Below are 12,450 nucleotides of genomic sequence, written 5' to 3' on the forward strand. Positions count from 1 at the left end.
CCGCAAAAGAGAGGGAGTACGGCAACGGCGTTGTTCCGAAAATGCGCAATCAATTTACGTTCTCAGATTCAGCTTATCGGTCGAGAAAATCGGTAGGGAAACGCAGCCGAATTTGCCCGTTGGAAATGTGAGCCATCGACTTTCGTAGGCGTCGGACCGACAGAAAAATGTTGAGAGCAGAGCAGGGAGGCCAGGTACCTCCCTGCCGATGCCTCAGTCGCTAGGAGGTTAACTTGAAGTCGATCGTGTTCTCACCTGCTTTGACTTCTTCGGTGAGTTCGGACTCGTAGTTGTACTCTTTGGGAAGGGTCTCTTTGGAACTCGTCAGTTCGCCATCGGCATCAAACTTTTGATCTTCCTTGGAAATCGTGACCGTGTGCTGACCAACCTTCGCACCTTCGACGTCGACACTGTACATCAGAACATACTTGCCGGATGCGTCCGTTTCACCTGCAGATGGACGACCATCATTTGGCTGAAAGGTAACCGTAGCGCCCTCCACCGGACTTCCATCGAGTGTGACGACACCTGTAACGGTGCCAGTATCGGGCCGATCGCCCGTATTGCCGAAGCAACCCGAAAACAGACCAAGGACTAACAACATGCAAGTCCAATGGTAATTCCGTGGTTTCAGAAGATTCATATAGTTTCCTCATCAAAGAGAGCGAAATCGAAAATTTTAGATACGCTTTCGACATGAATTTAAGAATCAAGGGCGCGAGCATCGGAATGCTCTGCGCCCTTGCTCGAATCACGAAATCACAATCGGGAAAGGCCTACTCAAGACTGACAACCTGACCATCATTCATCAGACCGAAACGTTGGTAGATCCCAAGATTATTCATGTTGAAGTTGCCGTTGACGGCGTTAACGTTGTCACCAACCGTGGCGTTACTGTTGTTGAACGAGATGTTCTCGCTGATGAACTTCACACTTCCATCACCAAACAAGAACATTGCGCCGCCAGGGTGAGAACTGCTAAATGCTTCATTGCAACCGTTATTGCCTTTCGGCTTGGTCTTGAAGTTGAGCGGAATGCTAACACGACCGGTGACATAATTGATCCCGCGAGGACCCGGTCCGCCATCGTTTCGCACACCAGCCCAAACACCGGACGAGCAATCGAAATCACGTTCGCCAACCAGGAACGTATTGCTCGCCCCATCGACCATATCCTGGAATCCTGTTTCGCTATTGCGGAAGAGCGGACCGCTGGGACGATCGTCGAGATCCAGCGAAGCGAATGCCCCAACGCCTAGATAGTTCAGCGTTCCACCAAAGTAGTTCGTCCCAACCGCGGCGGTACCATTGAAGTCGAAAGTTTGGGGAGTGCCTTTGACCGTGTCCTTCGTGCGGTCAGAAGGACAGCGATAAGCTTCAATCGCTTGCTGAACGATATCGCGCTGACTGGCGTTGTTCAGCAGATCGACCAAGCGGCGTTTGTTGGGATTCAGCACGTCATGCAGGGCCGATTGTTCAATTTGTGGCAGAATGAAGACCGGCCAGCCCCACATTTGCGGCCCCGAAGGAGGATTCACGGCCGTCGAACTCCCAATACATCCGGGTGGGAAGGTCTTGTAGGTATCGTGATAGTTGTGCATCGCGATACCGATTTGTTTTAAATTGTTCGTGCACGACATACGCCGAGCAGCCTCACGAGCCTGTTGGACCGCAGGCAATAGAAGCGCGATCAAGACACCGATAATGGCAATGACCACGAGCAACTCGACCAGAGTGAAGCCGAGTGGAGAAGACTTTCGCATGACGATACTCCGTACTGCGAGGGATGAGATAGAATAGATTAGATTTTCCCCATATTCTTTTCTTTACCCTCCACCTTACCGGTCAGGTACTTCGCACGCAACATTTCTGCGTCCTAACTATGAAGTTAATACGCATGAAATTCCCGAATCTGGCAAAACAAGCCCAGCTAGGCAAACTGTGCGCCTTAGGCAGCAACCGGAATTAGCTTGGGTCGTGGAATTTTCACTCCATAAACTCCGCCGCTACTCGCATACAGTTTGCGGAAATCGACTTCCAAGAACTGGTAGAGTCGAGGCGATGGTTTCTTCATCAGGTATTTGGCTGATAGAACAGCCATATGCTCGTCGTATTCTTTCTGCGACGACGAATGAGCATAGCACCGACCAGGATGCCGACGAATGTCTCCGTCGAAATCAGGGCTGATGTGCCACAACTCGTGGAAGATGGTGATCATCTTCTCCGAGAAATCCATATTCTGAAACCGTGGCAGATAGAAGCTCAGAATATAGAGCATCTCGCGGCCATGCTCATCCAATAGCGTCTGCACACCATACTTCCGACCGCGTTTGACCGTGAAACGAGATCCTTGCTCAAATCGCATAGGAGTTAGCGTCGCAAAGATGCCATGCGTTGATTCGACCCTGGCCTGGACCATCGCCACCGCGACGCGAGACATATCGATGTGCGATAACTCCGGCATCCGGTCAACCATGTCGTTGACCAGAACCCTCATCGCATAGGTAAAATCGAAACCGCGTCGTCCAACCGACTGCTGCAAGCGCACCCGCCCAATCGACGGCTTGGGCACACGAGCCGGCATGCTGACCTTTGGCTTCGCAGAAGAAGCCGACTTTCGACGTTTGGGACGAGATGACCGTGTCACTGACTACCCATCCATGAAAAAACCGCTATACCTTGGGAAGTATAGCGGTTCTCTTTATTTTAGGCGACGTGAATCGAAATCAGCCGAAGGACTAACCCTCTTGCTTTTCTTCGCCAGCGTCTTCTGCTGGAGCTTCTTCCGTCTGGCTTTCGGCGACTTCGGCTTCGGGTGCCGCAGCTGGCGCTGGTGCCTTTTCTTCGTCGCTATCGAACGCTGGACGTTCGGCCTCGGTCTTCACGCGGTCGCGTTCGTTACCAACGAATTCCAAAATGGCTTGCATGCCCGCGTCACCCAAGCGTGGCTTGGCCAACTTTAGGATACGCGTGTAACCACCATTGCGATCGACGAAGCGCGGAGCGATTTCGTCGAACAAAATTTCGACGGCACGCTGGTTACCAAGCAAAGCAACCGCACGACGTCGCGCAGCCAAAGCTGGAGCCATCGCAGCGTTCCACTTCTGCCACTCTTCGCTCTTCCGCCAGGTGCGATACTCGTCCGTAGCTGGCTTCGCAGTGGTAGCGTACTTCTTGGCTTCTTCCAAGTGTGGCAGAGCCGCCTTGGCGATCGTGATGACCTTTTCGACGTAAGGACGCAGTTCCTTCGCCTTCTGCACGGTCGTAACGATGCGTCCCTTAACCTTCGGCGTGTTGTGGCCGGTCGAAGGCGTATCCGAAGGGAGATAGTCGCTATACAGGTAGTAGCTTTCGTTGACGTCATCAGGACGTTCGGTCAACAACAAGCTGCTGGCCATGTTGCGAAACAGGGCCTTGCGGTGAGTGGACGAACGTCCGAGTCGTCGGCCTTTTTTAAGGTGTCGCATGGTACTTATTCGTGCTTAACGGGTGCCGAAATTGGCAAGTGTCTTGTTGGGAATCCTGGAACGGTTTAGTGCATTGGGCTGGCGGCCGGGGGCACACGCATACCGAGATGCAAGCCGTATTCCTTCAGCTTCTCGCGAACTTCCGTCAGAGTCGTCTCACCGAAGTTCCGAACTTCCATCAGTTGGTCTTCAGTGCGGCGAACCAGGTCGCGGACCGTGTGGATGTTTTCCGACTCGAGACAGTTGCCTGCACGAACGGAAAGATGCAACTCAGCCAAGCTCATATTGAGCTTCGCTTCCATCACCGGATCCAACCCGCTGGGGGTCGAACGGCTGGGCATATTGATCGTGGCGCCCAATTCGTTGTATTGCACGAACGGGTTGAGGTGCTTCCGCAAAATCTTCGCGGCTTCCACCAAGGCCATCTCTGGATGAGCCGAACCATCGGTCCAGATCTCAAGGATCAAGCGATCGTAGTTCGTCTTCTGACCGACACGCGTTTCTTCAACCGTATAGCGAACGCGGGTCACTGGGCTGAACACGGCGTCGACGGGAATGATCCCAATCTCGTGTTCGGCTGAGCTGTGTTCGGTCGATGGAACGTAACTGCGACCCGATTCGACGACCATTTCCATCATGAATGGAATTTCGCCAGTGACGGTGCAGATGTGCAGGTCTTTGTTAATGATCTCGACGTCAGCATCGCATTGGATGTCGGCACCAGTGATCTCGCAGGGGCCCTGCTTTTCGATCGTGATGACCTTCGTCATTTCCGAATGCTTTTTGACGACCACCGACTTGATGTTCAAGACGATGTCGGTCATGTCCTCGACAACACCAGGAATGCTGGTGAATTCGTGCTGTGCACCGCGAACCTTGATCTGCGTGACCGCTGCACCCTCGAGACTCGAGAGGAGGATACGACGCAGACTGTTTCCGATCGTGGCACCAAAACCACGCTCAAACGGCTCTGCAATGAACTTGCCGTAATTGGAGGAGAGGGTCTCGGTTTCGCAAGTGACCGCACTCGGCAATTCCAACCCACGCCATCGAATATGCATAGTTCGCTCCGTTATGTTCCGTGCTGCTATGAGTGTGTCTTGAGATTCGGCTAATCCGGATCGCCCAAGAGAATGACCGCGATACTAGACGCGACGCTTCTTTGGAGGACGGCAACCGTTATGCGGAATTGGGGTGCAATCTTCGATCGACTTGACCGTCAGACCAGCGGCGGCCAAAGCGGTGATCGCACTTTCACGACCACTGCCCGGTCCGTTGACCTTCACGTCAACTTCTCGCAGACCGAACTTCAGAGCCTTTTCAGCAGCTTGTTGAGCCGCACATTGACCGGCGAACGGAGTGCTTTTACGGCTTCCCTTGAAGCCGCAAGTTCCGGAGCTCGCCCAGCACAGCGTGTCACCCTTGCTATCGGTGATGGTCACCTGGGTGTTGTTGAAGGTTGCCTTGATATGGACAACCCCTTGCTGAACGTTACGTCGCGTCTTTCGCTTTACGACCTTGGCCACTTAACTATCTCCCACCACAACGGGTGTAGCATTTCGCGGAATGATTTTGATGTGCTTGTTTATGCGTAGTGCATCGCGAAACAGGACCGGCGTTGCACTTTCCAGGATTAACAACCCCGAGATTAACGGAGATCCTTCACGCCCTTCTTACCGGCAACGGTCTTCTTCGGCCCCTTCCGGGTACGAGCATTGGTTCGGGTACGCTGACCACGAACGGGAAGACCACGACGGTGACGCAGACCGCGATAGCAAACGATACGGTTGAGACGCTGGATATTCTGCGAAAGCTGACGACGAAGGGGACCTTCGACCGTGTATTCGCTTTCCAGCAGACCTGCCAAACGGCTCAATTCGTCTTCGTGAATTTCAGAAGCTAGGCGATCTTGATCGATGCCAACCTTCACACACAATTCGCGAGCGACAGCCGGGCCGACGCCGTACAAGTACGTCAAGCTGATCCAGGTCTTTTTATCGTTGGGAATGTCCACACCGAGCAAACGTGGCATGGTGATCTCCTGTGGCGGCCCGTTGGGGCCAGATATCGAAAATGTATTGTGCTAGGGATTGCGAACAGAAAGCAGGTGTTTCACTTGCCCGAACCGGGCGACCTCAAAGATTTGAAGAAACACCGTGGCAAAGAGGAAACAAACGCCGGCCGTCCACCATTTAACCTTGGCGTTGCTTATGGCGTGCGTTTTCGCAAATGACATAAACTCGACCGCGACGGCGGACGACTTTGCATTTGTCGCAAATACGCTTTACGCTGGCTCTTACCTTCATGACTCTCTACTTCCAAACCTTGGGCGTTGGGGAAGCGGGACAGTATACCCGACTTCCTCAAATAGTGGCAAGGGGCGAGAATGCGAAAATCTTTCGATTTCGCACCCGATTCATGACATTCCTCTTGACCAGTCCTCTTTTAGCCTCTTGCTGGAGGTACTTTGGCGGCTAACCGTGGCCGAAGTCTTCCCTTCCGAAATAAGCTATGTCGGATCGGCACCGGTCAAAATGCGAACACCGCTGCTGGTCAACGCCAACGTGTGCTCGAAATGGGCAGTTAGACTCTTGTCCTTAGTGGAAAGCGTCCATCCATCGCCATGGAGATAAAGATCTTGCCGTCCGACGGCAACCATTGGTTCAACCGCCAATACCAATCCGGGGCGGAGATCAAAATCTCCTTTCTTCCTAAACTCTCTAGAATCGTAATTGGGCACCTGAGGTTCTTCGTGCATCGTCTTGCCGATTCCGTGCCCCACAAGCGTTGTGATCACCGAAAAACCAGCTGATTCGACCTCGGCCTGCATTTCCTTGGCAACTTGACTCCAGCGTTTCTTAACTGGCAATAGCTCGATCGCAATCTGCAGAGCTCGCTCGGTTACCTGCATCAACTTCCGGGCTTCGTCGCTAATCTCACCCACCGCATAAGTCCACGCAGAGTCGCCGCACCAGCCGCCGATCTTGGCGCCAGTATCAACACTGACGACGTCTCCCTCTTTTAGTACACGGCTCCCTGGGATTCCATGAACGACTTCATCATTTACCGAAATACAGGTTGCCGCCGGAAAAGGAACTTTACCAGGCACGCCCTTAAAAAGCGGAATCGCCCCAGCTTCGGCAAAAAGGTCGTCGACCGCCTTATCGAGCTCGGCAGTCGTGATCCCTGGTTTCACCAAGGCAGACACCTGCTGATGCGCCTGGCGAACAAGTTGGCCAGCGACGTGCATCTTGTCGATCTCGCGCTGCGAACGGAGCGTGATCATGCCTACTTGTCTTGCTCTACCTTGTTCAGGACATCCAGAATCCGCGCGAACACTTCTTCGACGCTTCCGAGCCCGTCGATACGATGCAGCACATCCTGTTCGCTGTAATACTTAATGAGTGGCGAAGTCATATCGTCATAGACTTCCATCCGCTTGCGGATCGTCTCGGCATTGTCGTCGCCGCGATCTTCCTTCTTCGCACGGTCCATCAAGCGGCGAAACAGCTCATCTTGGTCGACCGTCAAATTGAGAACCGCGTCGATCTTTTCGTCATCCACGGCCAAGGCCAGGTCGAGTGATGCCGCTTGAGGCAGTGTCCGCGGAAAACCATCGAGGAGATAACCGTTGCGGCAATCAGATTGAGCGAGACGCTGGCGGACTAATTGAACGACAATCTCGTCGGCAGCCAGTCGCCCACCTTCCATCTGGGCAGCAACCTTCAGACCCAGCTCTGTCTTCTCGCGAATCGCTTCGCGTAGCATCTCGCCGGTAGAGATATGCGGAATGTGAAGCGAGTCCACAAGTTTGTGGGACTGAGTCCCTTTTCCGACACCAGGTGGTCCGAGGAAGATGATCCGCATGGCACAACCGCAGCCTTGGCTGGGCCTCGGTAACCAGGGCGATCACCTCAGCCGAAGTCAAAAAATCGAAATCACCTTCACGTGGGGATCCGGGAAGGTGATACGCGCCGCCGAAGCGATCCGGTTAGCCTTCGATAAGGCCCTTGTAGTTTCGCATCACCAAGTGACTGTCGATCTTCTGTACAAGATCGAATGCCACGCTCACGGCGATCAGCAAACCAGTACCACCGTAGAAGCTGGCAACTTGAGGTGAGACCCCCAGTTCTGCCGAAACGATGGTCGGAATGATGGCAACCAAAGCCAAGAAGCCTGCCCCGACGTAGGTGATACGAACCATCACCTTTTCCAAGTACTCTTCCGTACGACGGCCTGGGCGATATCCAGGAATGAACGAACCGAAGTTCTTCAGGTTCTCTGACACGTCCTTCGGGTTGAAGGTAATCGCCGTCCAGAAGTAGCAGAAGAAGTAGATCAACGCGATATAGCAAGCGACGTAGAGGAAACTTTGCCCGCGAGCAAAGACTTCCGCCAAGCTATTGAACACGGCCCAGTTGGTATATCGTCCCAGTGCTTGGAAGACAAACTGCGGGAACAATAACAAGCTACTGGCGAAAATGATCGGCATCACACCAGCTTGATTAATTCGCAGCGGCAGGAACTGACGCGTTCCACCATAGACGCGACGGCCACGAACATGCTTCGCACTTTGCATGGGGATCTTACGTTGCCCCTGCATGATGAAGACCACGCCGGTAATCACCGCCACAAAGACGACGGCTAACACCACGATATGTTCGATACCAATTTCGCCGGTGGCAAAGTTGGTTAGTTCTGGCTTGGCGTTGTAAAGAAGTTCCAGCAAGGCACCCGGCATCTGAGCGAGAATACCTGCCATGATCAAAAGGCTGATCCCGTTCCCGATACCAAACTCATCGATCTGCTCGCCGAGCCACATCAAGAATACGGTACCACAGGTCATGATCGCCACCGCGACAATCGCCCAGCCCCAATACAAACTCTTATCGAGGTTGGCGGGATCGCTAGACGTCCAAAACGCTTGGTTCACGATACTATTACCGTCCTCCCCAACCCCGGCCATCGTCGCCAGATAGAAGTAACTTTGGACGATACATAACGCCACGGTCGCGTAGCGGGTATATTCGTTGATCTTCTTACGGCCAGTCTCGCCTTCTTTTTGCAGCTCTTCCAGCGGCTTCCAGACGGTGCCGAGCAATTGGAAGATAATCGAGGCCGAGATATAGGGCATGATGCCCAAACCGAAGATAGTGATCTGGTTCAGAGCACTAGCACTGAACACCGACACCTGTTGCAAGAGATCGGAGACGCCGCCGTTGCCTTGCTGGGCAAACATCTCTTGCAGCTTTAGCTGATCGATCATCGGAAGAGGAATCTGCGAGCCGATGCGAAACACGGCCAGCAGAAAGATTGTCAGCCCAATCTTCCGACGCAGTTCAGGAATCGTGAAGATGACGCGTACTTTTTCCAGCATGACAATCTAACCTGAGATGTGGCTAATCCGATTGAAGCCCTGCTAGGGGCCTGGCGAAGGGTGCAATCCGTGAGAATTGCGTGGATAGGAGAATGTACACCAAATTACCTATCCACAGCCAGACCACCCAACAGCTCGAAGCTTAGCGACTCGAAACAGAGTGCTATTTAGCTATTCGCCTGCTTGGCTTGTTCCTTCTTCTCCGCGACGGTCACGCGACGGACCACCGTGGTGCAGGTACCACCGGCCTTTTCGATCTTTTCCTTGGCCGACGCACTGAAGCGGTGTGCTTCCACGGTCAACTTCTTCGACAGATCGCCGTCGCCGAGGATCTTAATTTCGTCGAAGCGGCGCTTGCACAGTCCCTTGGACTGAAGCGTTTCCGCATTAACGGTGTCGCCGTTGTCGAACAGTTCGTTCAGGTCCTTGATGTTGACACAAGAAACCGTATCGGCCCACTTGTTATTAAAGCCGCGTTTTGGCACGTGACGGACGATCGGGGTCTGACCACCTTGGAAGGTAGCACGGTTCGACCAGCCAGCACGGCTACGAGCACCCTTGTGACCACGTTGCGAGGTCTTGCCCCAGCCACTACCGGTACCACGACCGATACGTTGGCGACGCTTGTTCTTCTGAACGCCTTGATTAATTTCGTGCAAACTCATTAGACGGCCACTCCTCGCAGGCGTTGAATTTCATCCTTGGTTCGGAGCTGTTCCAGGGCATTCATGGTGGCTTTCACCAGAACGACCGGATTGGTCGAACCGAAGCTCTTGGTTAGCACGTCGTGAAGACCGGCTGCTTCGCAGACGGCACGGACCGACGCACCAGCAATGATACCCGTACCAGGGTGAGCCGGAAGCATGATAACTTGACCAGCGCCGAAACGACCGATTACCTGGTGAGGAATGCTACCCTCGGTCACAGGAACTTCGATCATCTTACGTTCGGCTTGCTTCACCGCTTTTTGCACGCTTGGTGGAACTTCGTTGGCTTTACCATAGCCCCAACCGACGCGGCCCTTGCCATCGCCAATGACGACCATCGCAGCAAAGCTGAATCGACGACCACCCTTAACCACGGCAGCACAGCGTTTGATCTTGACGACCTTTTCGACGAATCCGCCTTTGCCAGAATCTTTCGCCACTGTATCGGCTCTCCCGTTTGGATGTTGCCAATCCGATGCGGATTAGCGATTCCCAACGCTGTTAGTACTTATGTTCGTTTAGAAGTCCAAACCACCTTCACGAGCGGCCGCGGCAAGCGCTGCGACGCGACCGTTGTAGCGAAAGTGGCCACGATCGAAGCAAACCTGCTTCAATCCGGCTGCCAGGGCCCTTTCCGCGATTGCCTTACCAATGCTGGCGGCTGCATCGCAGTTACCGGCGGTGCCTTCGCTGCGCAGATCTTTGTCACGCGACGAAGCCGACACCAAGGTGCGACCTGCTTCATCGTCGATGATCTGGCAGTAGATGTGATTATTGCTGCGGAAAATCGTCAGCCGAGGGCGTTCTGCATTGCCGCGAGCCTTTCGACGGACATGGTTGCTCCGACGCTTACGCTGTTTGGCGATGAATTTTTGCTTGTTCACGACTTTACTAGCCTCGTAGGTGCCTGGCGAGTAGGCCTGGGCACGTTGACTTCACCGAAATTGGATGGTTACCGATTACTTACCTGCGGCCTTACCTGGCTTCAGCTTGACGCGTTCGCCTTGGTATCGTACGCCCTTACCCTTGTAAGGTTCAGGCTTTCGCACAGCACGCACTTCGGCAGCAAACTGACCAACCCGTTGCTTGTCGATACCCTTGACGACAATGTGCGTCTGATCTGGGCATTTGACATCAAGATCGGTGGGGATCTTCTTATGCACTTCGTTGGCAAAACCAACACGCAGTTGCAGGACGTCGCCAGCGATCGCGGCAAGGTAACCCACGCCCACGACTTCAAGACGCTTTTCGTAACCTTGATCAACACCAAGCACCATGTTCGAGATCAGTGCACGAGTCAAACCGTGCATGGCCTTCGCGGTACGGGTGTCACTCTTACGAGTCACGGTCACGTCTTTACCATCTTCACCCACCTCAACCGTGATTTCCGGATTGGCGGTGTAAGATAGTTTGCCCAATGGGCCTTCTACGTTCACCGTCTGGCCATCAACCGAGACTTTCACTTTCTCGGGTACGGCGACCGGCTTGCGTCCTAGTCGGGACATTTTCTTAACCTTTAAAAGGCAATGGGTCTCTGCGAAGGAGACTGTCCTGCGGGTTGTATGAACTAATGAATCGTTGGGTCAGTGTACGGTTAGTTTGGCGAGAATCGCTTACCAAACTTCGCACAAGACTTCGCCACCGATCTTCTTTTGGCGAGCTTCGCGATCGCTGATCACCCCGTTCGAGGTGCTGATCACGGTAATGCCCATTCCGTTAAGGATCGGACGAAGGTCAGTCGACTTCGAGTAAATACGACGGCCTGGTTTACTGACGCGTTTGATGTGCTGAATAACACGTTCCCCGCTGGGGCCGTACTTCAGTTCCAAACGGATCTGTTTAACTGGGTAATCGTCGGTTTCCACCCAGTCCCAAATGTAACCTTCACGTTTCAAGACGTCGGCTAGGCCGCGTTTTACCTTGGACGTGGGCATTTCGACGTGTGGGTGCTCGACGCGAACCGCATTGCGAATGCGGGTCAACATGTCGGCGATAGGGTCGGTCATCATGATACTTGGGGTCCCCTTACCAACTCGCCTTGCGTAAACCTGGAATCAGCCCTCGATCCGCCAAGTTGCGAATGCAGATACGGCAGACACCGAACTTCCGATACACGGCACGTGGCCGTCCGCACATATTGCAGCGACGCTCACGCCGAGACGAAAACTTCGGCTCGCGAGTGGCCTTGGCGATTTTTGACTTGCTTGCCACGAGGATTTCCTACCTGGAAAACGAATCGACTGGGTAACAAACGTTATATATCTTGCCGCGTTCAGCGAAATTGCTTAGGCGGTTTTCTTCTTTTTCGGTTCATCCCGCTGAAACGGCATGCCCAACATGGCAAGCAGCTCGCGGGCTTCGTCATCGGTGGCACCACTGGTAACAAACGTGATGTCCATCCCTTGCTGACGGGTGTACTTGTCCGGGTTCAATTCCGGGAACACCATCTGCTCGGTCAGGCCCATGGTGTAGTTACCATTGCCGTCGAAACTCTTGCGATTCACACCGCGAAAGTCACGAACCTGGGGAAGTGCCAGGGAAACCAGGCGATCCAGGAATTCATACATCCGTTGGCGACGCAAGGTCACCTTCACACCGATGGGCATGCCTTCGCGAAGCTTAAAAGCAGCAACGCTCTTACGTGCCCGACAAATCTGAGGACGCTGACCGGTGAATTCGGCCATTGCTTCCGCAGCTTCGTCAACGTGCTTCTTTTCGGTGACGGCGGTGCCGACACCCATGTTCACGACGATCTTACGCAGACGCGGCAGATTCATCGGGTTCTTACGACCCAGCTTCTCAGCCAGTGCCGGAAGCACTTCTTTTTCGAATTGTTCTTGAAGTCGTGGTTTGCTCATGGCTTATCTCGAACGTTTACCGGCTCACGCCTATGTTTTGG

General features: G+C 53.7%; 17 protein-coding genes and 1 pseudogene. All 18 read right to left on the reverse strand.

Translation table 11 applies throughout. The features are described from left to right. Positions 1 to 220 precede the first annotated feature (220 nt). Positions 221 to 643, reverse strand: coding sequence for a carboxypeptidase-like regulatory domain-containing protein (locus C5Y83_RS16285; protein ID WP_105330837.1), 423 nt, complete (start codon positions 641 to 643; stop codon positions 221 to 223). A gap of 133 nt (positions 644 to 776) precedes the next feature. Further along, positions 777 to 1,763 (reverse strand): DUF1559 domain-containing protein, encoded by a 987-nt coding sequence (locus C5Y83_RS16290; RefSeq protein ID WP_105330838.1) that lies wholly within the window; start codon positions 1,761 to 1,763, stop codon positions 777 to 779. A gap of 185 nt (positions 1,764 to 1,948) precedes the next feature. Further along, positions 1,949 to 2,647, reverse strand: coding sequence for a putative metallopeptidase (locus C5Y83_RS16295; protein WP_233207256.1), 699 nt, complete (start codon positions 2,645 to 2,647; stop codon positions 1,949 to 1,951). 256 nt (positions 2,648 to 2,903) lie between these two features. Further along, positions 2,904 to 3,467: pseudogene (locus tag C5Y83_RS16300) on the reverse strand (bL17 family ribosomal protein); the annotation flags it as partial. Between the two features lie 65 nt (positions 3,468 to 3,532). Then, positions 3,533 to 4,528, reverse strand: a complete 996-nt coding sequence (locus C5Y83_RS16305) for a DNA-directed RNA polymerase subunit alpha (RefSeq protein WP_105330840.1) — start codon at positions 4,526 to 4,528, stop codon at positions 3,533 to 3,535. An 84-nt stretch (positions 4,529 to 4,612) separates the two neighbouring features. After that, positions 4,613 to 4,993, reverse strand: a complete 381-nt coding sequence (gene rpsK, locus C5Y83_RS16310; RefSeq protein WP_105330841.1) for a 30S ribosomal protein S11 — start codon at positions 4,991 to 4,993, stop codon at positions 4,613 to 4,615. A 122-nt stretch (positions 4,994 to 5,115) separates the two neighbouring features. Continuing rightward, the gene (gene rpsM, locus C5Y83_RS16315; protein WP_105330842.1) at positions 5,116 to 5,499 is read right to left on the reverse strand and encodes a 30S ribosomal protein S13; all 384 of its coding nucleotides are present in this window, start codon (positions 5,497 to 5,499) and stop codon (positions 5,116 to 5,118) included. 160 nt (positions 5,500 to 5,659) lie between these two features. After that, positions 5,660 to 5,773, reverse strand: a complete 114-nt coding sequence (gene rpmJ / locus C5Y83_RS16320) for a 50S ribosomal protein L36 (RefSeq protein ID WP_105330843.1) — start codon at positions 5,771 to 5,773, stop codon at positions 5,660 to 5,662. A 203-nt stretch (positions 5,774 to 5,976) separates the two neighbouring features. After that, positions 5,977 to 6,753: a type I methionyl aminopeptidase gene (map, locus tag C5Y83_RS16325; RefSeq protein WP_105330844.1), complete on the reverse strand. Its 777-nt coding sequence runs from the start codon at positions 6,751 to 6,753 to the stop codon at positions 5,977 to 5,979. Positions 6,754 to 6,755: 2 nt separating this feature from the next. After that, the gene (locus C5Y83_RS16330) at positions 6,756 to 7,334 is read right to left on the reverse strand and encodes an adenylate kinase (protein WP_105330845.1); all 579 of its coding nucleotides are present in this window, start codon (positions 7,332 to 7,334) and stop codon (positions 6,756 to 6,758) included. A gap of 124 nt (positions 7,335 to 7,458) precedes the next feature. Beyond that, positions 7,459 to 8,844: a preprotein translocase subunit SecY gene (secY, locus tag C5Y83_RS16335; protein WP_105330846.1), complete on the reverse strand. Its 1,386-nt coding sequence runs from the start codon at positions 8,842 to 8,844 to the stop codon at positions 7,459 to 7,461. Positions 8,845 to 9,011: 167 nt separating this feature from the next. Continuing rightward, positions 9,012 to 9,509: a 50S ribosomal protein L15 gene (gene rplO / locus C5Y83_RS16340; RefSeq protein ID WP_105330847.1), complete on the reverse strand. Its 498-nt coding sequence runs from the start codon at positions 9,507 to 9,509 to the stop codon at positions 9,012 to 9,014. Further along, positions 9,509 to 9,991, reverse strand: coding sequence for a 30S ribosomal protein S5 (gene rpsE / locus C5Y83_RS16345; protein WP_105330848.1), 483 nt, complete (start codon positions 9,989 to 9,991; stop codon positions 9,509 to 9,511). The genes rplO and rpsE overlap by 1 nt, the downstream gene beginning before the upstream one ends. A 78-nt stretch (positions 9,992 to 10,069) precedes the next feature. After that, positions 10,070 to 10,435 (reverse strand): 50S ribosomal protein L18, encoded by a 366-nt coding sequence (gene rplR, locus C5Y83_RS16350; protein WP_105330849.1) that lies wholly within the window; start codon positions 10,433 to 10,435, stop codon positions 10,070 to 10,072. A gap of 75 nt (positions 10,436 to 10,510) precedes the next feature. Beyond that, positions 10,511 to 11,056: a 50S ribosomal protein L6 gene (gene rplF, locus C5Y83_RS16355; protein WP_105330850.1), complete on the reverse strand. Its 546-nt coding sequence runs from the start codon at positions 11,054 to 11,056 to the stop codon at positions 10,511 to 10,513. Between the two features lie 108 nt (positions 11,057 to 11,164). Further along, complete coding sequence (gene rpsH / locus C5Y83_RS16360) at positions 11,165 to 11,563, reverse strand: 30S ribosomal protein S8 (protein ID WP_233207310.1); 399 nt, start codon at positions 11,561 to 11,563, stop codon at positions 11,165 to 11,167. Between the two features lie 13 nt (positions 11,564 to 11,576). Further along, positions 11,577 to 11,762: a type Z 30S ribosomal protein S14 gene (locus C5Y83_RS16365; RefSeq protein ID WP_105330852.1), complete on the reverse strand. Its 186-nt coding sequence runs from the start codon at positions 11,760 to 11,762 to the stop codon at positions 11,577 to 11,579. A gap of 74 nt (positions 11,763 to 11,836) precedes the next feature. Then, complete coding sequence (gene rplE, locus C5Y83_RS16370; protein WP_105330853.1) at positions 11,837 to 12,409, reverse strand: 50S ribosomal protein L5; 573 nt, start codon at positions 12,407 to 12,409, stop codon at positions 11,837 to 11,839. Positions 12,410 to 12,450: the final 41 nt, after the last annotated feature.

The organism is Blastopirellula marina, from assembly GCF_002967765.1.
GTDB classification, from domain to species: domain Bacteria; phylum Planctomycetota; class Planctomycetia; order Pirellulales; family Pirellulaceae; genus Bremerella; species Bremerella marina_A.